This window comes from Hymenobacter telluris (assembly GCF_017313265.1).
Classification (GTDB): Bacteria; Bacteroidota; Bacteroidia; order Cytophagales; family Hymenobacteraceae; genus Hymenobacter; species Hymenobacter telluris.
This window is the reverse complement of sequence record NZ_JAFLQZ010000001.1, coordinates 562,659-583,730: the sequence shown is the minus strand read 5'-3', so window position 1 is coordinate 583,730 and position 21,072 is coordinate 562,659. Positions and strand designations below refer to the sequence as shown.

Here is a 21,072-nt window from a genome sequence, read left to right as displayed (position 1 = left end):
TGTAGGATTAGGCCCAGGCCATGGCGGGCGCCCACACCGTATCGAGTGTGGAGGTTAGCAGGAACACGCCATTGGGGCGGGCTACTACGAAGAACTTGTTCACGCAAGTGAAAGCGCTCCAATTGATTTCGATTTCTTCTGCAATTCTAACCACGGCCGTAAAGTAAAAGTTAGATTTTTCCTCAAAACACCACGCAACCATTCCGGTACTCAGCCCTCGTCTTCAACCGCCTCGTTACTGATAGTCAAAGGTAGAGAATTACCCAGAATACCCTAATCAGTGCCTGTAGCAGCGTATTTACTTGTCACGAGCACCATTCAGCCTAAGCCGAAGCAGCACCCGGTAATCAACTTATAAAAAATTGTACTATTACTTATAAAATCATCCGTATACAGCCTTACTGTTGAGCTAGCACCCGGCTTTCTGTTAGAAGGCGAGGCATGTGAGCGGCAAAGGCACTTACTGAATGCAGGGAAGTAGCAAGTGAGAAGCCATTTATTCTAGGTGAATGAATAGCCACTACTACCGTTTCGGGGCGGCTTATATACTGTGCGCGTTGCTCCTCAAGGCGAACTACCAGAAGCTACAGTGAGCCTGCGGGCTGCCACTACAAGGGCTTCACAACCTACTCCCGATTATTTGGGGTTGCCAGGCAACGGTTTATTGTCCGGCTTCATCTGCCAGATAGGCCCGCAAAGGAACTCAACGCACCTGTTGTTGAAAGTCTATATAGAAAATTTCAATTCTGTTGCGAGGCACGAGTGCAATTTGCGGACTGTGAAAAACGGAATAAGGTGGCTTCTCAAACCAAAAAGTTCAATCAGTAGACTTCGCTAGCTTAGAAGGGATAAATATTTATCGAAGGTACCTTGCGTTACATAGTACCTTCTGTTACCTTTGGAACATCAACTAGAGAAACTCTCTGCCGCGCCGCTGCTCCCAACCGGGGAGTTGCCCCGGCCGACGCCAGACACCACCGCGCCAGCCGGGCCGGTTGCCGGGCAGCCCAGCACGAAACCAAGGTTTCGGCTTGCTGCTCACCGTGTTATGGCCGCTTGATGCGCTACTTTTAGGGTAGCGTCATCCGTGTTTTCTATGCCTGAATTTCTAGCAAACAGCCACCCAGCGGAACCGCGGCCGCCTGGAACGGCACCTCTTTGCCTGATTTGTTGATCTAACTCTCCTATCCCGATGACTTCCTTTCCAACCACTCAGGCCCTCCGGTGCCTGGGGCTCCTTGCCGCGTCTACACTTTCTTTGTCTGCCCTGGACTTACAGGCCCAGAACGCACTACCCCAAAGCGCAGCCAAAAGCATAGCCGCCGGCAGCATTTCCGGCACTTTACTGGACAGCAAAACCGGCCAGCCGCTTTCCTTTGCCAGTGTGGTGCTGCTCCGGGCCAATGCCGACAGCAGCTTTGTGGCCGGCGCTCAAACCGCCGAAAATGGTGCGTTTGAGCTGACGAAAGTAGCGGCCGGGCAGTATCTGCTGCGGGTTACGGTGCTGGGTTACAAACCTCTGCGGCAGGCCGTTACGCTTTCGGGTGCCGCTGGCACGGCGCGGCTAGGCGCTTTGCGGCTGACGCCTACTGCCACCCAGCTGGCTGGTGTAACGGTGCAGGGTGAGCGGGCGGCGGTGGAAGAAAGCCTTGATAAGAAGGTAATCAACGTGGAAAAGGACTTGAGCAGCGTGGGCGGTACGGCCGTAAACGTGCTGCAAAACGTGCCCTCCGTGGCGGTGTCGCCCGATGGCACGGTGAGCATGCGGGGCAGCAGCAACATCACCATTCTTATTGATGGCAAACCCAGCCAGGCGGCCAACAGCGGCGCCGGCGGCAACCGCCTGGAACAGATACCGGCCAGCGCTATTGAGAAGGTGGAAGTGGTAACCAACCCTTCGGCCCGCTACGATGCGGCTGGCAGCGGCGGGGTCATCAACATCATCCTGAAAAAGCAGAAAAAAGACGGCTGGAACGGGCAAGCCACCCTCAACCTGGGCACCCGCGACAAATACAACACCAGCCTGAGCTTGAACCGGCGCGCCGGCAAAATGAACTGGTTTGGCTCGTACGACTTCCGCGACGACCGGTACCGCAGCCGCATGAACACCCAGCAAACCACCCTGCTGGAAGGCCGGGAGCTGCGCCTTTTGCAGGACGGCACCAACCGGCGCCACAACGTTTCGCACTCGGCCCGCCTGGGCTTCGATTATACCATCTCGCCCGAGCAAAGCCTGACGGTGACCGTGGAACCCAACAAAAACAACGGTATCAATTCGGGTACGCAGCTGGCCACGCTCACGGCCCCCGACGGTACTACCCGCATTGGCAGCACGTTTCAGGTGCGCGAGAATGTGATGAACACCGAAGGCTCGGTGGATTACCGCCGCACCTGGGAAGCCCACAAAGGCCGTGAGTGGACTACCAGCGTGGCCTACACCAACCTGGACGCCAACGTGGTGATTGGGCAGCGCAACACCGAAGGCACCACCGACCTGCGCGAGTGGAAACAGGACCTGCACGTGGACTTGAACGCCGCCTCCTACCAAACCGACTACGTGCATCCGCTGGGTGAGAAAAGCCGCCTGGAAACGGGGCTGAAGGGCCAGCTGATGCTGAACGACGGCACCGACGACTTCCTCCGCCAAAACGCCGACGGCCCCAACTTCGAGCGCCAGGCCGACCGGTCGTTTGCCTACAACTTCCGCGAGTACACCCAGGCCGGCTACGCCACCGCCCAGCACGAGCTAGGCAAGTGGCGCGTGCAAGGCGGCCTCCGGGCCGAGTACACCAACACCAGCGGCCAGGTAGACGGCGGCACCGGCAAGTTCAAGCTCAGCTACCTGAACCTGTTTCCCTCGGCTACTGTCGTGAAAACGCTGCCTACTGCCGACCAGCGCGTGCAACTCAGCTACTCGCGCCGCCTCAACCGGCCGGGATTCATGCAGCTGCTGGCTTTCCCGCTCTACCAGGATCAGCGCAGCTACCGCATCGGCGACCCGACGCTGCGGCCCGAGTATATCAATGCCTTCGAGCTGGGCCACCAGGTAACGGTAGGTAAGGCCACCGTCAGCTCCACGTTGTTCTACCGCCAAACCACCAACGCCATTCAGCGGCTGGTGCGGGTAGATACCACCGCCACCCGCCTCTACGGCAACGGCGCCGTGGTGACGGCCACCTACGCCGACAACTTCGGGCAAGCTACCAGCCTCGGGGCCGAAGTATCCTTGAACCAGCAGCTTGCCAACTGGTGGCGGGTTGCGGCCAGCGGCTCGTTGTTCCAGAGCAGCGTAACGGCCGCCACCGGCAACGAATCCAGCCGGACTACGGTGTCGGGCACGGCGCGGCTGATGAACAGCTTCACGCCCACCCCCAAGCTGGATGTGCAGCTGACCGGCAACTACCGCGCCGCGGCCCTCACCACGCAGGGCCGGCTGGCCCCGGTGGGCTCGGTGGATGTGGCCTTGCGCCAGCGCCTCTTCAACGACCGGGCGGCCCTCACGCTCCGCGTCAGTGACTTGTTTAACACCCAGCGCAACCTCACCAACGTGTACACCACCGATGCCGCCGGCAACAACTTCCAGGCCCGCTACTACAATAAGTGGGAATCACGGGTGGGCTACCTGGGCTTCTCGTGGTACCTGGGCTCCAACAAGCCACCCAAGAAGCTCGACAGCCAGCCTCAGGGCGGCGGCGGGGGCTTCGGAGGCTAAGGAAATCAGGCACTTACCTGCAACCGAAAATAAATCCCCTGGTCTTTGTAACGTCTCCCCGGTAAGGCGGTATTCACTTCCGAAACCAGCCTTCTTGTTCACCTGCTGAGGCAGGAAACCACCGCAGCGCCCCCGAAATTATTGTTTCGTTATGCCTGCTGCCCTGCCTCCCGCCGCTCTGCACTATCCACTAGTTTTGCCCCCGCAAAGAAGCTAGCACTTTGCTTTCCGCTCCTGCTTCGCTAGGCGGCGACTTCCACTCGGGAAGTCAGGCCACCCGCCCACCGAAGATTCTTCGCCCAGCCGGGGCGGAGCGTTGTATCCGCCGCCCGGCGCGGCCTTTCGCCTCTCCTTTTCTGAATCCTGCTTTTTCCGGTAGCCCTTTGGCTTGCCTGCTGGCTACTGCCTTGTCTTCTCTTTCCGTCTTTTCCTTTCCATTCTTCTGTTTCTCACCTTCTTACTTATAACGCGTCATGAAATCTTCCCTGCTTTCCCGCCTCAGTGTTGCCTGCCTGTTCGTAGTTGCTTCCGTTACCGGGGCTATGGCTCAGAAAGAAGTGTACAGCGAGCAGCCCGTGGTGGCTACTTCCGGCTATTGGACCCTGGAAACCGATAAAAGCGTCCGCGACTATACCGTGGTAAGCTTCTACAACGACCAGCACGAACTGCTGTATCAGGAACGCCTAAACGGGGTTTGCCTTGCTCCTTGCAAAAGCGCCGCCTCCCACCGGCGCATGGCCCGCATGCTGGGCACCACGTTGCAGCAAGTGCAGCGGCTGCAAGCCAACTCCCTGGTATCAACCCGGCTGATGGCCTCGAACCGCGTGGTACAGCGTGCTTACGCCGCCCGATAACTACTCAAGGCCTAAGGCTTTACCTACTATCAATCCACGGGCTTAACTAAGCCGTTTCAGACTTCTCCGCTCTTAAACCCAAGAGGACGCACAAGCCACCGTAGGCTATGCGTCCTCTTGCGTTTTGTAGTGCAACTCATAGTCTACAGCCTGGCGTTTGAACAATCTCGGCAGCAGGAGATAAGCAATAAATAATATCCTATTTCTAATACGCTGAAAATTAAAATTGATTTGTGACGACAAAAAGTATAAATCCTATCAGAACCTTGCTGTATCAGACAACCTAACGCCTTCATACCCGGTAAAGTCCTTGCCGTAGCTTACAGCAACGGCAGTCAGCTGAAAACCCAGTTTCCCGGCTGATTCAATAAGCTGATTTTGCGTGGTCCTTACCGTAAGTCCTGTCTGCCCAGTTTATGCTCGATGTATACAGAGAAATATTGCCTGATGGGTTCTTATTAATTCTCTCTTCTGATATTGCCGATTTGAATGGCGAAGTGAACCTTTCCCGCGCCTTGCACCGAGCCAGCCGCAGCGAAAAACGAGCGGTACTGATTGATTGCAGCCTAGTGGAAAGCCTCTCCGACGAAGCCGTGGAGCTACTCCTGGCCTACTCCTTCATCTTGCGGGCCCAAAGCCGCCGGTTGGTACTCTGCCACGTTCCCAGCGCGGTGCGCTACCACTTTCTCGACCTCGACCCCGCCTCACAGCCTCTACTGGTATCGTCGTTGCTGGAAGCCGTTGACGAAATCAAAATTTCATATTAGAGTAGGTAGCGCGGGAATGATGCTTGCGCCGCACTTAATTGCTTGACACAACTTACCCTGTACTTTAAGTTGTAGCAGCGGCGTACGGGCGGGCCGTTGTACCTTCGCGGCATCATTCTGCATTGTTTCCGATGAGCGCCCAAAAACCCAGCATCCCGCAAGGCACCCGCGACTTTGGCCCGGCCGTAGTGGCTCGCCGCAACTATATCTTCGGCGTTATCCGCCGCACCTTCGAGAAATTCGGTTATGCCCCGCTCGAAACGCCGACTCTGGAGAACCTGTCGGTATTGACTGGCAAATACGGCGAAGAAGGCGACCAGCTACTGTTTAAAGTGTTGAACTCGGGTAACTTCCTGAAAAAACAGAAGGGCGAGGTTGTCAAGGACGAAGTAACGCCCGACGACCTGCAAGCGGGCCCGCGCGCCGTACTGCCTAAGATTGCCGAGAAAGGCTTGCGCTACGACCTGACCGTGCCGTTTGCGCGCTACGTAGTGATGAACCGCGGCACGCTCACCTTCCCGTTCAAACGCTACCAGATTCAGCCGGTATGGCGCGCCGACCGGCCCCAGCGCGGCCGGTACCGCGAGTTCTACCAGTGCGACGCCGACGTGGTAGGCACCGATTCGTTGCTGTGCGAGGCCGAAATCGTGCTGATGATGTGCGAGGTGCTCAACGGCATCGGCCTCACTGACTTCACCATCAAAATCAACCACCGCCGCGTATTGGGCGCCATTTACCAGGCCCTGGGCGGCGAGGGTACCGAAATGGATTTGTTCACCGCCATCGACAAGCTCGACAAGATTGGGCGCGACGGGGTGGAAAAGGAGCTGGCTGAACGGGGCTTCTCCCCCGATGCCACCGACAGGCTGTTTGCCCTGCTGGGCGTGGAAGGCAGCTTCGAGGAAAAGCTGGAGCGCCTGCTGGCCGGTTTCGTAACGGCCGGCGTGGACGCCGACAACGCCACCGCCGACGGCTACAAAGGCCTGCAAGACCTGCGCCGGGTGTACGAGTACCTCCAGGAATTCGGTTTCGCGCAGTTCGACCACCTCGATTTCGACGTGACGCTGGCCCGCGGCCTAAGCTACTACACCGGCTGCATCTTCGAAATCAAAATCAACAACGTGAACATGGGCAGCGTGAGCGGCGGTGGCCGCTACGACAACCTCACCGGCGCGTTCGGGCTGCCGGGCGTGTCGGGCGTGGGCTTCTCGTTCGGCGTGGACCGGCTCTACGACTGCCTGGAAGAGCTGAATTTGTTTCCGGCGGCCGTGGCCACCACCACCCGCTGCCTGGTGGCCAATTTCGATGCTGATGCCGAGCGGGCCGTGCTGCCGGTACTGCGCCAGCTGCGCGAAGCCGGGGTGGCCAGTGAGCTGTACCCGGAACCCGGCAAGCTGGCCCGGCAGTTCAAGTACGCCGACGCCAAGGGCATTCCGTTTGTGCTGCTGCAAGGCTCCGAAGAACGCGCCGCCGGTCAGTTCAAGCTGAAAACCCTGAGCACCGGCGAGGAACGGGTACTGTCGTTGGAGCAGGTACTGGCCGAGCTAGCGTAGTAGCCCCTTGTTGCTTGAAACAAAAAGACCATTATGCTTCCGCGTGATGGTCTTTTTGTTTCAAGCGGAAAAGTCTCACTTTTGGCGCTTCACCCCGGCCCCACCCGCCGCTTTGCCACCCTCCCATGTCCGACGATTTCGCCCTTACCCCGTCCATTCCGCTGAGCCTGACCACCCTGCGGAAACTGCTGCACCACAGCCCCCGCGTGGTACTCAGCCCCGAAGCCCGCCAGCGCATTGAGCACTGCCACCAGTACCTGCACGAGCGGCTCACCCACTCCGACGCGCCAGTGTACGGCATCAACACCGGCTTTGGGGCGCTCTGTGATACCAGCATTTCGCCCCAGGACCGGGGCCAGTTGCAAACCAACCTGATGATGTCGCACGCCTGCGGGACGGGCGCGGAGGTGCCGCCGGAGCTGGTGCGGCTGATGTTGCTGCTGAAGGCCCAAAGCTTAAGCTACGGCCACAGCGGCGTGCAACCGGCCACCGTGCAGCGCCTGCTGGATATGTTCAACCGCGACATGCTGCCCGTGGTGTACCAGCAGGGCTCATTGGGGGCCAGCGGCGACCTGGCCCCACTGGCGCACTTATGCTTGCCGCTGCTGGGGCTAGGCGAGGTGAACTACCAGGGCTACCGCCTGGCCGCCGCCGATGCCCTGAGCTTGTTTAGCTGGGCGCCCCTCACGCTGCAAGCCAAAGAAGGACTGGCGCTGCTCAACGGCACCCAGTTTATGCTGGCCTATGGGGTGCATTGCCTGTTGCGCGTACAGCAGCTCCTCGATGCGGCCGACGTCATCGGGGCGCTGTCGTTGGAGGCGTTTGACGGGCGTACCGAGCCGTTTGATGAGCGGCTGCACCGCATCCGGCCCCACGCCGGGCAGTTGTGGGTGGCGGCGCGTTTGCGCACCTTGCTGGCGGGCAGCGAGTTGCAGCAGCAACCCAAAACCGCCGTGCAGGACCCTTACTCGTTCCGCTGCATGCCCCAGGTGCACGGGGCCTCCCGCGACGCCGTGGCGTACGTGACCCAAACCGTGGAAATTGAGTGCAACGCCGTAACCGACAACCCCAACATCTTCCCCGACGACGACCTGATTCTGAGCGGCGGCAACTTCCACGGGCAGCCGTTGGCGCTGGCGCTGGATATGCTGGCTGTTGCCACCGCCGAAATTGGCAGCATCTCGCAGCAGCGTACCACCCAGCTCATTGGCGGTCAGCGCGGATTGCCGCCGTTTCTGGTGGCCGAGCCGGGGCTGAATTCCGGCTTTATGATTCCGCAATACACCGCCGCCGGCATCGTCAGCCAAAACAAGCAGCTCTGTACGCCAGCTTCGGTGGATAGCATTGTGAGCAGCAACGGGCAGGAAGACCACGTGAGCATGGGGGCCAACGCCGCTACCAAGGCGTTGCGGGTAGTGGAGAACGTAGAGCAGATTTTGGGCATCGAGCTGCTGAATGCGGTGCAGGCGCTGGCATTCCGGCGGCCCGCCCAAACCTCGCCGCAGCTAGAGCAAGTGGTAGCTGCTTTCCGTGAGAAAGTGAACTTCGTAAGCCGGGACCGGGTGCTCTACCCCGACCTGCACGCGGCAGCCGCTTTTGTACGCAGCTACGATTGGATGTAACTTGGCAGTTGAACGCAACAGCGGTAACCATCCGCTGATGTGCGATTTGCCTGCATTGCTTCGTTAAGACAACGTGACTTTGCTGCGTTGCTGCGCACCTTTTCGTATCCGCTTGCCACTACCTACATGCCTGCAAAAACGTTACTCTCCTGGTTGCTGCTGATTTTTGGGATGTTGCTGGCGAGCAATGGGCAGGCACAGGCTCAGCCCTGCCCCGTTACGCCCAACGCACCAGCCTGCACCTTCCGGGCTATTGATGTAGCAACCGGTACCCCTTCCGCCAAGCTCTGCGTTGGCCGGGCGGTACGTTTTGAATACTGTTCTAACCGCGACCCTGCCTTAACCTATACATACCTGGTAAACAATGGCAGCGGCGTGCTTCCGAATCCGTGTGGCCCCTTTCTACCAGCTACCACTACCTACACCCCTACCGCCGCCGGCTTTGTCACGGTAACTGAAAACGCAAGTTCTTCCAGACCTGGAGTTCTTCCTACCATCTATTTCATCACGTTTCAGGTGTACGACAGCCCAGCGCCGGCATTCACGCTGGCGGCTTGTGCGCCGGGTTCCGTGCAGGTGACCTTGCCCAGCGCCCCCTACGACAGCTACACCGTGCAGATTGGTACGGGGGCACCGGTTGCCGCGGCTTCCGGCCAGGTAGTAACGTACCCGGTACCCACGGGGGCTACCTCCGTAACGGTAGTTGGGCGCTACAACGACAACTCTTTATGCACTAATTCGGCCACGCAGCCACTGGCACAGCTGGCGCCACTTGGTCCGCTGGCTATTCAGCGCGTTGCTCTTAGCGGTACTACTACGCAACTGGATGTGGCACCACTGACTACCGGCTACCGCTACACCGTGGAGCGGGCCGATGCCAGCAACGTATACCAAACCGTACCAGCCGCCGTCCAAACCAGCACCACCTCGTTTACGGTCCCCAGCACAACGCCTAGCCGCTACCGCCTCCGGGCCACCGACGTGTGCGGCAACTCGTTCCCGCCTTCGGCGGCCGTGTCAACGCTCAGCCTTGCCGCCACGCCTGCCGAGCGGCGCAACGAGCTTTCCTGGCAGTTGTTCGACAACCCGGTTTCCTACGAGCTAACCCGCGACAATACTCCCTTGGCCGCACCGCTGGCCCCGTCGGCCCGCACCTACACCGATACATCGGTAGCGTGTGGGGTGCAGTACACCTACCGGCTCACGGCGCGTTATGCGGGCGGGGTTTCATCGGTTTCCGATGTGGTATCGGTGCGCGCTACGGCCACCCAGCCCCCCGCTACGCCACGCTTGTTTGCCACCTTCGATTTGCGCAACCGTGTGCAGCTAACGGCCAGCGTGGCCCGGTTTCCGGCCACCGGCCAGCTTACCTACCTCACCGGAGGCCGCATTCTGGCTGCCACCACCAGCCGCACCCTCACCGATTCAACTACCACCCGTTTCGTGCCGGGCACGGGGCCGTGCTACCAGGCCCGTTTCGTGGACGACTGCGCCAACCGCTCCGCCGATAGTGCGCCCTTCTGCCCCGCCGTACTGGCCGCCGAGCTGGCCGACAGCCGGGGCTCGTCGGTGCGCCTGACGTGGTCGGGCCTGCGCGGGGCGCCCACCACCGACACGCTCAGTTACCGCCTGCTGGTGCTCGATGCCGGCAATGCCGTACTGCGCAGCGTATCGGTGAGCAAGCAGACCACTTACCTCGACCTCACGCCCCCCGACACCCAGCAGCAGGTGCGCTACCGCCTAGAAGTGCGCGGCGGGGGCCTGCCGGGTTCCAGCTACTCCAATATTGCCACCGCTACCCGCCGCCTCGAAGCCTACGTACCCACTGCCTTCACCCCCAACGGCGACGGCCTGAATGATGTACTGGAAGTGAAGGGCCGTTTCCTGAAAACCTTTCGCTTCGTGATTGTGGACCGCAACGGCCAGGAAGTGTTCCGGGGCACCAACCGTAGCCAGACCTGGGACGGCCGCGTCCGGAACGAGCCACCGGTGCCCGGCGCTTTTGTCTGGCGCTTTGAGGCCGTGGATGATGCCGGCCAAACCGTAGTGCAGCACGGTACGGTTACCATCCTGAAGTAGGCCGGCTAAAAACCCGACACCGCTACTGCGCCGGCCACGCATCAGGTTCTTATAGCTTATAGTTTAGCTCAAGCAGAGCGGAGCCCGAAGCTTTTCAGCTGGGGCCCGCTCTGTTTGCTTAATCCCGATTATTATCTTGTTACTTCAACATTGAAAAGCTACCTCCCACACCGCGTAGGCTCCTGCCGGTGCCAGGGCTGCCTACCGTACCCCGGCAGCCAGTTGCTTTATGGTATATGACCTGCCAGCCGGGTGGTCCTGCTCGTCGGAAAATCCTTCGGTAGCCAATTCCTTTATAGTACATGAACCCGTTTGCGCTACATGCCTATCGATGATTTCCCACTCTTTTCGGAAGAGGCCGCCCGCCGTGCCGTAAGCGAAGCCCAGGCTGCGTTGGCGGCTGCCCAGGCGCGTGTTGCGGCGCTGGAGATGCAGCTAGCCGACCAGCATGCCTACGAAAGTTCAATTCGCGCCCTGGCTCTGATTCCGCAGCAAAACCCCAATGCCATTGTGCGGCTATCGGCGGCAGGCGAGGTACTGTATGCAAACCCAGCGGCGGCGGACATCCTGCGGGTTCTGGAAACCAATACCCCTGAGGCTACTGGCGGCTTCCGGGCTCAGTTGCTTGCGTTAGTACCCAAGGCGCTGCACACCAAGGAGCAACACCAGCAGGCCGTAACTGTGGCTGAACACCACTACCTGCTTACGGTTGTAGCCCAACCCGAAGAAGCCTACGCCACGCTGTACCTGACCAACATCACTGCGCGCCAGCAGGCCGAGCAGAAGCTCGCCGAGCAACGGCTTTTCTACGAAGACATCCTGGACCAGGTACCGATGGGCGTGGTAGTGCTCGATACCAACGCCCGCTATTTATTTGTGAACCCTGAATCAGAGCCCGACCCCACAGCCCGGACCTGGATGATAGGCAAGAACAATGCGGAAGCCGGGTTTCACCGCCAGATTCCGGCCGACGTAGTAGAGCGCCGAAAGCAGTTTTTCGATGAGGCACTCCGTGAGCAGCGGGAAGTAAGCTGGGAAGAGGCTACAACCAAAGACGGCCAGCAGCAATTCACTCTGTATCAGCTGCGGCCCATCATCGAGCCTGACGGCCAGATTCGGCGCCTCGTGGGGTCCCGCACCGACCTAACCGCCCGCAAGCAGGCCGAGGAGCGCCAGCGCCAAAGCGAGGCCCTGGTGCAGGAGCGCGACAACTTTATCCGCCTCATTGTAGATGCGCTGCCCAACGTAGTGTACGTAGCCGACGCCCACGACGTGGTATTGTTCCGGAACGCAGCATTTGAAGCCTTGGCGGCCCGCAGTGAGCACATGTATTCTGTACACAAAAGCCAAGCGGTGCAGGACCAGCTGCGTCAAATCAAAGCCTGGCGCCGACAAGTGCTGGCTACGGGCGCCCCTCTGACTGTGGAGCTGCCCCTAACCATGCACGCCAACGAAACCTGCCACTTGCACGTGCACATGCGCCCGTTGCGCCGGGCCAGCGGCCAGGTTGACGTGCTAATAGTGAGTACCGACATCACCGCTCTCAAGCAAGCACAGCAGCAGGCCGAAGAGAATGCACGCGCCAAAGAGGCATTCCTTTCCCGCATGAGCCATGAAATCCGCACGCCCCTCAACGGGGTACTGGGCCTGGCGCACCTCTTGGGAAAGACGCCGCTTGTTCCTTTGCAGCAAGAGTACTTGGCGGCTATGCAGCAGGCAGGCCAGCACTTGCTAGCCTTGGTAAACGATGTGCTCGATCTGGCCAAAATAACCACGCAGCCCCTCCAGCTCACCTGCGCGGCCTTCGACCTGAATTGCGCATTGCAGGAAGCTGGCAAAACAGTTGCCGCGCTGGCCACCCAGAAAGGGCTGCTGCTGACCATAGAACCGGCCACTACCTCTTTGCCGGTGTTAGGCGACGCCCACCGGCTGCATCAGGTACTGCTGAACCTGTTGGGTAACGCCCTCAAATTCACCGAATGTGGCTCCGTTCAGCTAGGCGTTGCTGTTGTACACCAAACTACCACCGATGTTACGCTCCGGTTCTGGGTGCAGGATACCGGCCCAGGTATTGCGGCGGCAGAGCAAGAGCGCATATTTGAGGCTTTCACCCAAGTTACCACCGATACCAATTCCTCGTTTGTTGGAACGGGCTTAGGCTTATCTATCAGTGAGCAGCTTGTTAGCCGTATGGGCGGGGTGCTGCGCGTGTGCAGCGAAGTTGGTCAGGGCACCACTTTCTCGTTCACTATAACGCTACCCTTAGCCCCCGACGCGCTAACGCCCGCGCCTAATACCCCCTCTGCGCTAACTGAGCTGAACTATGAAGAACTGCGGGGGTTGCGGGTGCTCCTTGCCGAAGACAACGCTGTAAATCAGTGGATTGCCACAGTGGTACTGCAACACTGGAACGTGGTAGTAGAGGCCGTGAGCAATGGCACCGACGCCTTAGCTGCCCTCACCACTACCACCTACGATGCTGCGCTGCTCGATATCAGAATGCCAGGTCTCAGTGGCGTGGAAGTTACGCGGGCCCTGCGCCAGCACCCTGACCCAAGCCGCGCGCAGCTGCCGGTTATTGCCTTAACTGCCAACGCTTTCGAGGCCGACCAAATCAGCTACCTGGCTGCCGGCCTGGATGCCTGCGTCAATAAACCGTTCGAGGAGGTGGACCTCTGCCGGACAATACTCCAGGTCATCCGCCGCAAGAACGGCACCCCGTAAGGCCTTCCATTTCCGCTACTACCTCAGCAGGTTAGCGTAGAACAGCAGGAAACAAACGCAAAAAGCCCCGTCCCTGAATCAGGGACGGGGCTTTTTTACGCTGGCTGAAACCTAGCAGACTATTTGCCTAGCTTGGCTTTCAGGTTTTCGTCCAGCGCTTCCAGGAACTCCTCGGTGTAGAGGTAGTCGCGGCCGTGCTCCACTTTGTTGCCGTGAATGCAAACGGCCAAATCTTTGGTCATTTTGCCGCTTTCTACGGTTTCCACGCACACTTCTTCCAAGGCTTTGCAGAAGTTGATAAGCTCCTGGTTGCCGTCGAGGATGCCGCGGAACTCCAGGCCGCGCGTCCACGCAAAGATGGAGGCAATGGGGTTGGTGCTCGTCGGCTTGCCTTTCTGATGGTCGCGGTAGTGGCGCGTTACGGTGCCGTGGGCGGCTTCGGCTTCCATCGTCTTGCCGTCGGGCGTTACCAGCGTAGAGGTCATCAAACCCAGCGAGCCGAAACCTTGGGCTACCGTGTCGCTCTGCACGTCGCCGTCGTAGTTTTTGCAGGCCCACACGAAGTTACCGTTCCACTTCAGCGCCGAGGCCACCATGTCGTCAATCAGACGGTGCTCGTAGGTGATGCCGGCGGCTTTGAACTTCTCAACGTAATCCTGCTCGTAAATCTCCTGGAAGATGTCCTTGAACCGGCCATCGTACTTCTTCAGGATGGTGTTTTTGGTGCTCAAATACAGCGGCCAGCCTTTCATCAGGGCCTGGTTGAAGCAGGCGTGCGCAAACCCCCGAATCGACTCGTCGGTGTTGTACATGGCCAGCGCCACCCCGTCGCTCTTGAAGTTGAACACCTCAAACGACTGCTCTTCGCCGCCGTCTTCGGGGGTGAAGGTAATTTTGAGCTTGCCTTTGCCTTTAGTTACGAAGTCGGTAGCGCGGTACTGGTCGCCGAAAGCGTGACGGCCGATGCAGATGGGGGCCGTCCAGTTGGGCACGAGGCGCGGCACGTTGCTGGTCACAATCGGCTCACGGAACACGGTGCCATCCAGGATGTTACGGATAGTGCCGTTCGGCGACTTCCACATTTGCTTGAGGTTGAACTCCTTCACGCGTTCCTCGTCGGGCGTGATGGTAGCGCACTTGATACCCACGCCGTACTGCTTGATGGCATTGGCGGCATCAATCGTTACCTGGTCGTTGGTTTCGTCGCGGTACTCGATGCCCAAGTCGTAATACTTGATGTCGAGTTCCAGGTACGGCGTGATGAGCTTGTCTTTGATGAATTTCCAGATGATGCGCGTCATTTCGTCGCCATCCAGCTCTACTACGGGGTTTGCTACTTTAATTTTTGCCATTACTGCTTGGGGGTTAGAGCGGTTGTGTGCATCAGACCCGGCACGCGCAGCCGCGTGCGGTGGGTTTGCGGACAACAGGCCGGGGCCGTTTCCGGCGCCAATGTTAAGCGAGTTTTGTTGATTTACGGCACTTTTTCCGCAGGATTGTACTACGTGCCCTAATTTTGCTCTTTGCGCAGCCCTGCCAGCGCGAACAATGAAGCCGCCGGCAGCTTTACGTAAGGGAGGTTGGCCGGCGCACCAATTCACAGGAATGCCAATGCCTCTACCGGCCGGCACCACCCAATTTTACACCTTGTTTAAACGCTCTCAGAGCACGTTTGGCTTATGTTCGATATGATGGGAATGATGGGCAAGATGAAGGAACTGCAAGAGAAAATGCAGAAAGCCCAGCAGGAAATGCAGTTTGTAACGGCCACCGGCGAAGCCGGCGGCGGCTTGGTGCGGGCTACGGCCAACGGCCAGCACCGCCTCGTAAAGCTGGAAATCGACGAGTCGCTGCTCTCGGACCAGGAGATGCTGTCGGACTTAGTGGTGGCCGCCGTGAACAAGGCCCTCACCGAAGCCGGCGAAAAGGCCAAGGAGGAGCTGAAAAGCAAAACCAGCGGCCTGATTCCCAACATTCCCGGCCTCGACCTCGGCGGTTTTGGCCTTTGATTTTAACGCCCCCCCTCTTAACGCCTGCGCCGATGTGGCGGTGGTTATTTTGAACTGGAACGGGGCGCTGTTTCTGCGGCAGTTTCTGCCCGCTGTGCTGGCCCACTCCACCGGCGCGCACGTGGTAGTGGTGGATAATGCGTCCTTCGACGATTCGGTGGCTGTAGTGGCCGCCGAATTTCCGACGGTGGAAATCATCCGGCACGCCACCAATCTTGGCTTCTGCGAGGGTTACAACCAAGCCCTGCGGCAGCTATCAGCTCGGTTTCGCTACTACGTGCTACTGAACTCCGATGTGGAAGTGACGCCGGGCTGGCTGCTACCGCTACGGCAACTGCTGGAGGAACGCTCTGAGGTGGCCGCTGTGCAGCCCAAAATCCGCCAATACAGCTCCGACCCGGCGCAGCGGCAGCTGTTTGAGTATGCCGGGGCCGGTGGCGGCTACCTCGACCGGCTGGGCTACCCCTTCTGCCGCGGCCGCCTATTCGACACCATCGAAGCAGACCACGGCCAGTACGACGACCCGCGGCCCGTGGCCTGGGCAACTGGCGCCTGCCTACTGGTGCGCGCCGAAGCCTGGCACGCTCTGGGCGGACTGGAAACGCGCTTTTTCGCCCACATGGAGGAAATAGACTTGTGCTGGCGGCTCTGGAACCACGGCCACGAAGTCTGGTACCACGGCGGCAGCACAGTGTTCCACGTAGGCGGCGGCACGCTGCACAAGTCCAACCCGCGCAAAACCTACCTTAACTTCCGCAACGGCTTGGCTTTGGTCTATAAAAACACCGCCGCGCCGGAACTGATGGGCGTACTTGGTACCCGCCTATTACTTGATTGGGTGGCGGCCCTGCGCCTGCTGCTGCAAGGCGAAACTGCTGATACCAAGGCCATTCTGCGGGCCCACCTGCACTTCTACCAGGAACTAGCTCATTGGAAGCAGGTGCGGCGGCAACACCCGCCCCGCCTGCTAGCGGCCCAGCGGCCCGGCGTGTACCAAGGCAGCCTCGTGTGGGCGTATTTCGCGAAAGGCCAGCGCAAGTTCTCGGAGTTAAAGGCTACTCTTCTACGTTAGCCCACTGCGAACCTCTGCGCTTTTCCTCTGCGGACCTCTGCGAGAAATACCGCATAAAAAAAGCCTGCCCTAAAAAGAGCAGGCGCTAAAGCATACAAAGCGTATTCTTACAAGTCCCAAACGGTACTGCGCTGCCGGCGCATGGCCCGCCGCACGTTCATCCAGAAAGCCAACGCGAAGTAAAGTACAATGGGTGAGCCAAACGTGAAAAACGAAGCGTACACGAAAGACAACCGGACACTGCCCGAAGAAAACCCCAGCCGATTGCCCACAGCATTGCAGACGCCGAAGCTCTGCTTTTCGATATAGTCGGTTAGTTTTTTCATAGCTATTTCCCGTTTCAATCTGTGGCTAACTCGGTACAAAATAACAAGATACAGTTGCGGAAGCAAGCCCAACCAGTACAAATCCCATCCAAGATACGTCGGTGGCGGCTGGTTTTTCGTTTGCTTGCTGAAATTCCCCCGCCCCTATTGCCTATGAGAAGCTCGCTGCCCCTGATTTCGTTTGCGTTGCTGGTTGCCGGAACCAGCGTATTATCCGGTTGTACGTTGCCCCGGATGCTGAAGGTTGCGCAGGCCGGCCAACAAATAAGCGTGCAGCCCTCGGTGCTGGAAACCAACGGCGAAAACGTGCTTTTCGAAGTAACGGCCCGTGTGCCCGCCAAGCACCTGAAAAAAGGCGCCGCCTTCAGCTTGAACATGCGCTACCGCTACGACAACGAGCTGCGCGAAGACACGCTGGGCCGCCTCTCGTTCCAGTCGGGCGAGTACACCTACGACGAAAACCAGAAAGATCAGCTGGTGATTACCAAGCAACTATCGTTTCCGTACGCGCCCAACAAGAGCCCCGGCGAGCTGCTGGCCCAGGCCGAAGTGCGCCAGCTAAAGCCCAACGGTAAGCGCCTGAAAGGCCAGGAAACCCGCGTGGCGCGCGGCATCGTGAGCACCGGCCAACTGGTGGTCCGTCAGGATTCCACTATTGCCCTGCTTCCCGAGGTGGCCGACAACAACATGAGCGGTACCCGCGTGTTGCCCTTCTACTTCGACAACGGCAAAGCCGAAATCCGCAATTTCCTGGGCACCAACGTAGCGGCGCTGGAAGATTTCATTGAGGCCAACCAGCACACCACCAAGGTGATGATAGTAGCCGGCCACTCCCCCGACTCCATCGACTCGCGCGACACCCGCCTGGCCAATAAGCGGGTGCAGGCGCTGCTCAAGTACTACAAAAAGCGCGTCGACACGGATTCTTACCTCAACAAAGTCAGCGCCATCGACTTCGAGACGGAAACCTACGTCCGCCGCTGGGACCTGTTTCTGAGCAAAGTACAGCAGTCGGCGCTGAAGCCCGCGCAGATTGATTCGGTGCTGCTGCTCGTCAACGACACACCGGGCAGCTACGCCCAAAAGGAAAAGAGCCTGCACCGGCTTTCGTATTTCGACTACCTGGAGCAGTACATCTACCCGGTGATGCGCTTCGGCACGGTGGCCGTGCAGTACACGGCCCCCAAGCGCTACGATTCCGAGATTTATCTGCTTTCGAAAAAGATAGTGGACAAGCAGCTGGAAACCGATGCCCTCACGCCCGAGGAGCTGCGCTACTCCGCCACGCTCACCCCACTACTGGCCGAAAAACAGCGCATCTACGAAACGGCCGTGGCGGCTACCGGCAACTGGGAGGCCTACCACAACCTGGCCGTAGTGCTGCTGCAACGCTCCGAGAAAGAAGTGAGCGACAAAGTGCGCCGGGCCTATCTGCGGCGCGCGGCCGTCAACTTCACGCTGGCGGCGCACCGCAACCCCACGGCCACCCTGTTTTACCGCGTGGCCACTGCCTACCACCGCGCCGGCGACAAGCTCGAAGCCCTTCAGAGCTACGATTACGCCATCAAGCTCGGTGGCCCGCGCCCGGTCCTCGACAAGGTATTTGCCGACAAAGCCGCCCTGGAAATCGAAGTCGGCCAGCTTGATGATGCGTTGAGCAGCCTCAGCTACAGCTCGAAAAGCTACCAGAACACCATGAACCGGGCCCTGATTTACCTGCTGAAAAGCAATTACGACGGAGCCGCCGGCATCTACCAGGAGGCCCTCACCCTCCAGCCCAACGACCCGCTGGCCTACTACTGCCTGGCCGTAGTGGCCGCCCGCCAGAAAGATGAAGCCCGCATGGGCGAAAACCTGCGCCGCGCCGTGCAGCTGGACCGCAAGTTCGCCCAACGTGCCGTTGAGGACCTGGAGTTCATGGACATGGCCCGCACCAAGACGTTTGTAGAAGTGCTGCGATAAGCCTGATTAACATATTAAAGCACACTGCCTTGGCACTGAAAAGGATTTGCCCCACGTGGGCCGGCCGCCTCGAAGATGGGCTGGCAGACAATCTACGAAGGCACCTAGCCGCTGGGAGTTCTACAACATCGACCATGATATGCTGGGCCTCTATCATGTCCTCAAACTGTGCGTTATTGTAGACCAACTCTATTCACTTTTGCATGAAAATTCTGCTCGTCGAGGATGATCCGCATGTGGCGTCTTTTGTCAGGAAAGGGTTCGAGCACGAAGGGTACGAGCTAACCATTGCCTACGATGGCCGCTCGGGCTGGTCACTGTACCAGCAACAACCCTACGACATGGTGATCCTCGACGTGAACCTGCCCTACCTCAACGGCGTGGAGCTGTGCCACCGCATCCGTGGGGCCGGGCCCCGTGTGCCCGTGCTGCTGCTCACCGCCCTCGACAGCCTCGCCGACAAGGAAATAGGCTTCGAGGCTGGGGCCGACGACTACCTGGTGAAGCCTTTTGCGTTTCGGGAACTGCTGCTGCGGGTGCGGGCCCTAACCAAGCGCTACGCAGAAACCAGCACCCCGCAGCTGCTGCAACTTGCCGACTTGCAGCTAAACCTGGACTCCAAGATTGTGACGCGCGCTGGCCAACGCATCGACTTAACCAGCCGGGAGTATTCGCTACTCGAACACCTGCTGCTTAATCAGGGCCGTATCGTCTCGCGGGTGGACATTGCCGAGCGGGTCTGGGAAGTGGATTTCGATACCACCACCAACATCATTGACGTGTACGTGGGCTACTTGCGCAAGAAAATAGACCGGGACTACTCGCCTAAGCTAATTCACACGGTGGTTGGAATGGGCTACGTGATGCGGGCCGAGTGAGTACCTTGCCTGGCTTCTAAAGTATTGCAAGCCCACAAAGCAGTGCCTAACCAGTTGATATATACATGCTGATTCGCAACAAGCTGACGCTTCGCTTTACGCTGCTGGTGCTTGGCATTCAACTCGGCTTCTCCGCGTTTATCTATTATTTCAGCGCCCACACCCGGGCCCAACGCTTCGAGTTTCGGCTGGCCAATAGCGGTACGGTGGCGGGGCGGGTGCTGATGCGTACCCATAAACTGGAGGCGGGCATGCTCGGCAGCTTGCGCCGCAGCGACCTACTAACGCTGCCCCGCGAGCAAATCAGCATCTACGGGCCCGACAACACGCTCCGCTACAGCTCGGCCGACAGCATCAACCAGATGGCAAACCGGGCACGGCTACGCAAGCTGGTGCCGGGTCGGCTGGTGTCCTTTCCTCGGGAAGGCCAGCGCGAAACCGTGGGACTGGTATTTTCGGAGCCCACCAGCCCCGACCAGTACCGCATTCTGGTGTCGGCGGAGGATCGGGCGGGCTGGGCGCAGTTGCGGCAGTTAGGGCTGCTGCTGGCGCTGAGCAATGTGGGGGCACTGGCCGTCACGGTGCTGGCGGGATGGTTGTTCGCGGGCTCGGCTTTGCGGCCCGTAGCGCGCATTAGCCGGCAAGCGGGGCGCATTTCGGCAACCAATCTGGGGCGGCGGCTGTCCGAGAGCAATGGGCGCGATGAACTCGCTCAGCTTGCCCAGGTCATCAATACCATGCTGGCCGGGCTAGAGCAGGCCTTTGAGGCGCAGAAAAGCTTTCTTTCGCACGCCTCCCACGAGCTACGCACGCCCCTTACCACGCTAACCGGCACCCTGGAAACGGCCCTCGCCTACGATACTACCTTACCTGAAGCCCGACAGAGCATTACCCAGAGTCTGGAGGCGGCCCGCCGCCTGACTGATCTTACCAACAGCTTGTTGAACCTGGCCAAGGTAGATGGGGCACTGCCCGCCTTTGTGCCCGTGCGCCTTGATGAGTGCGTAAACGAGGCCTTAATCCTGATGCGAAGCCGATACCCCGGCCGGGAGTGGCGCTTGGCATTTAAAGAAATACCCACCGATACCGAGGCCGACTTGTTTATGCTGGCTGGCAATGCCGATTTGCTGACCACCGCCTTACTCAACCTGCTCGACAACGCCGGCAAGTATTCCACGGGGCCAGTGCGCACGGAAATAACGTACGCGGCCAGCAACTGGCTGCAAATAAGCATCACCGACGCGGGGCCTGGCCTTTCGCCCGAGGAGCTGCACCAGATTTACGAGCCTTTGTACCGGGCGGCGGGAGCTATGGGCCGGCCAGGCTACGGCCTGGGGTTGCCGCTCACCCGGCGCATTGTGCTGCGCCATGGAGGCCGGCTGGAAATCACCTCGGCCCCTGGCCAGGGCACTACGGCCACGGTATTGCTGCCTGCCGCTCCTCTGTAGCACGCTTGCTTGAAACAAGATGAGAGGGCCGGTTACTGCTGTTTGCACGCGGTAATCGGCCCTCTC

15 protein-coding genes are annotated in these 21,072 nt (G+C 59.4%); 12 read left to right on the top strand and 3 right to left on the bottom strand.

All coding sequences use genetic code 11. From position 1 onward, the window contains the following. Positions 1 to 7: 7 nt before the first annotated feature. Positions 8 to 154, bottom strand: coding sequence for a hypothetical protein (locus tag J0X19_RS02175; protein WP_206980327.1), 147 nt, complete (start codon positions 152 to 154; stop codon positions 8 to 10). A 1,038-nt stretch (positions 155 to 1,192) separates the two neighbouring features. Here J0X19_RS02175 and J0X19_RS02170 point away from each other — a divergent pair. The 7 genes from J0X19_RS02170 to J0X19_RS02140 all read left to right on the top strand — a co-directional run bounded on the left by J0X19_RS02170 (position 1,193) and on the right by J0X19_RS02140 (position 13,311). Continuing rightward, a complete protein-coding gene (locus J0X19_RS02170) occupies positions 1,193 to 3,712 on the top strand; it encodes a TonB-dependent receptor domain-containing protein (RefSeq protein ID WP_206980326.1) in 2,520 nt (839 codons plus the stop codon). 473 nt (positions 3,713 to 4,185) lie between these two features. Next, complete coding sequence (locus tag J0X19_RS02165) at positions 4,186 to 4,566, top strand: hypothetical protein (protein ID WP_206980317.1); 381 nt, start codon at positions 4,186 to 4,188, stop codon at positions 4,564 to 4,566. Between the two features lie 416 nt (positions 4,567 to 4,982). Continuing rightward, on the top strand, positions 4,983 to 5,333 hold the full coding sequence (locus J0X19_RS02160; protein ID WP_206980315.1) for an STAS domain-containing protein: 351 nt from the start codon (positions 4,983 to 4,985) through the stop codon (positions 5,331 to 5,333). A 131-nt stretch (positions 5,334 to 5,464) separates the two neighbouring features. Continuing rightward, positions 5,465 to 6,886, top strand: a complete 1,422-nt coding sequence (gene hisS / locus J0X19_RS02155) for a histidine--tRNA ligase (RefSeq protein WP_206980299.1) — start codon at positions 5,465 to 5,467, stop codon at positions 6,884 to 6,886. Positions 6,887 to 7,011: 125 nt separating this feature from the next. Next, positions 7,012 to 8,508: a histidine ammonia-lyase gene (gene hutH / locus J0X19_RS02150; protein ID WP_206980297.1), complete on the top strand. Its 1,497-nt coding sequence runs from the start codon at positions 7,012 to 7,014 to the stop codon at positions 8,506 to 8,508. Positions 8,509 to 8,634: 126 nt separating this feature from the next. Further along, positions 8,635 to 10,587 carry a T9SS type B sorting domain-containing protein gene (locus J0X19_RS02145; RefSeq protein ID WP_206980295.1) on the top strand — a complete coding sequence of 651 codons (1,953 nt, stop codon included), beginning with the start codon at positions 8,635 to 8,637 and terminating at the stop codon, positions 10,585 to 10,587. A gap of 321 nt (positions 10,588 to 10,908) precedes the next feature. Continuing rightward, positions 10,909 to 13,311 carry a PAS domain-containing hybrid sensor histidine kinase/response regulator gene (locus tag J0X19_RS02140; RefSeq protein WP_206980293.1) on the top strand — a complete coding sequence of 801 codons (2,403 nt, stop codon included), beginning with the start codon at positions 10,909 to 10,911 and terminating at the stop codon, positions 13,309 to 13,311. Between the two features lie 119 nt (positions 13,312 to 13,430). Here the strand turns inward: J0X19_RS02140 and J0X19_RS02135 are convergent, their stop codons facing one another. After that, a complete protein-coding gene (locus J0X19_RS02135) occupies positions 13,431 to 14,663 on the bottom strand; it encodes an isocitrate dehydrogenase (NADP(+)) (RefSeq protein WP_206980283.1) in 1,233 nt (410 codons plus the stop codon). Positions 14,664 to 14,990: 327 nt separating this feature from the next. On the opposite strand from J0X19_RS02135, the gene J0X19_RS02130 reads away from it, so the two are divergent. Both J0X19_RS02130 and J0X19_RS02125 read left to right on the top strand, forming a co-directional pair. After that, positions 14,991 to 15,320, top strand: a complete 330-nt coding sequence (locus J0X19_RS02130; RefSeq protein WP_022822788.1) for a YbaB/EbfC family nucleoid-associated protein — start codon at positions 14,991 to 14,993, stop codon at positions 15,318 to 15,320. After that, complete coding sequence (locus J0X19_RS02125) at positions 15,310 to 16,392, top strand: glycosyltransferase family 2 protein (RefSeq protein WP_242581835.1); 1,083 nt, start codon at positions 15,310 to 15,312, stop codon at positions 16,390 to 16,392. Before J0X19_RS02130 ends, J0X19_RS02125 begins: the two co-directional genes overlap by 11 nt. Before the next feature lie 107 nt (positions 16,393 to 16,499). On the opposite strand, the gene J0X19_RS02120 is transcribed toward J0X19_RS02125, so the two are convergent. Then, positions 16,500 to 16,718 carry a PspC domain-containing protein gene (locus J0X19_RS02120; protein ID WP_206980281.1) on the bottom strand — a complete coding sequence of 73 codons (219 nt, stop codon included), beginning with the start codon at positions 16,716 to 16,718 and terminating at the stop codon, positions 16,500 to 16,502. Positions 16,719 to 16,871: 153 nt separating this feature from the next. On the opposite strand from J0X19_RS02120, the gene J0X19_RS02115 reads away from it, so the two are divergent. The 3 genes from J0X19_RS02115 (at position 16,872) to J0X19_RS02105 (ending at position 21,006) form a co-directional block, all read left to right on the top strand. Next, positions 16,872 to 18,680, top strand: a complete 1,809-nt coding sequence (locus tag J0X19_RS02115) for a tetratricopeptide repeat protein (RefSeq protein WP_206980279.1) — start codon at positions 16,872 to 16,874, stop codon at positions 18,678 to 18,680. A 203-nt stretch (positions 18,681 to 18,883) separates the two neighbouring features. After that, a complete protein-coding gene (locus J0X19_RS02110) occupies positions 18,884 to 19,558 on the top strand; it encodes a response regulator transcription factor (RefSeq protein WP_206980277.1) in 675 nt (224 codons plus the stop codon). Between the two features lie 65 nt (positions 19,559 to 19,623). Further along, positions 19,624 to 21,006: a sensor histidine kinase gene (locus J0X19_RS02105; protein ID WP_206980276.1), complete on the top strand. Its 1,383-nt coding sequence runs from the start codon at positions 19,624 to 19,626 to the stop codon at positions 21,004 to 21,006. Positions 21,007 to 21,072: the final 66 nt, after the last annotated feature.

What these genes read in the sequence shown, in the direction of transcription:
- J0X19_RS02170 (WP_206980326.1), top strand. Translation starts at nt 1,193, where the DNA reads ATGACTTCCTTTCCAACCACTCAGGCCCTCCGGTGCCTGGGGCTCCTT.
- J0X19_RS02165 (WP_206980317.1), top strand. Translation starts at nt 4,186, where the DNA reads ATGAAATCTTCCCTGCTTTCCCGCCTCAGTGTTGCCTGCCTGTTCGTA.
- J0X19_RS02160 (WP_206980315.1), top strand. Translation starts at nt 4,983, where the DNA reads ATGCTCGATGTATACAGAGAAATATTGCCTGATGGGTTCTTATTAATT.
- hisS (WP_206980299.1), top strand. Translation starts at nt 5,465, where the DNA reads ATGAGCGCCCAAAAACCCAGCATCCCGCAAGGCACCCGCGACTTTGGC.
- hutH (WP_206980297.1), top strand. Translation starts at nt 7,012, where the DNA reads ATGTCCGACGATTTCGCCCTTACCCCGTCCATTCCGCTGAGCCTGACC.
- J0X19_RS02145 (WP_206980295.1), top strand. Translation starts at nt 8,635, where the DNA reads ATGCCTGCAAAAACGTTACTCTCCTGGTTGCTGCTGATTTTTGGGATG.
- J0X19_RS02140 (WP_206980293.1), top strand. Translation starts at nt 10,909, where the DNA reads ATGCCTATCGATGATTTCCCACTCTTTTCGGAAGAGGCCGCCCGCCGT.
- J0X19_RS02135 (WP_206980283.1), bottom strand. Translation starts at nt 14,663, where the DNA reads ATGGCAAAAATTAAAGTAGCAAACCCCGTAGTAGAGCTGGATGGCGAC.
- J0X19_RS02130 (WP_022822788.1), top strand. Translation starts at nt 14,991, where the DNA reads ATGTTCGATATGATGGGAATGATGGGCAAGATGAAGGAACTGCAAGAG.
- J0X19_RS02120 (WP_206980281.1), bottom strand. Translation starts at nt 16,718, where the DNA reads ATGAAAAAACTAACCGACTATATCGAAAAGCAGAGCTTCGGCGTCTGC.
- J0X19_RS02115 (WP_206980279.1), top strand. Translation starts at nt 16,872, where the DNA reads ATGAGAAGCTCGCTGCCCCTGATTTCGTTTGCGTTGCTGGTTGCCGGA.
- J0X19_RS02110 (WP_206980277.1), top strand. Translation starts at nt 18,884, where the DNA reads ATGAAAATTCTGCTCGTCGAGGATGATCCGCATGTGGCGTCTTTTGTC.
- J0X19_RS02105 (WP_206980276.1), top strand. Translation starts at nt 19,624, where the DNA reads ATGCTGATTCGCAACAAGCTGACGCTTCGCTTTACGCTGCTGGTGCTT.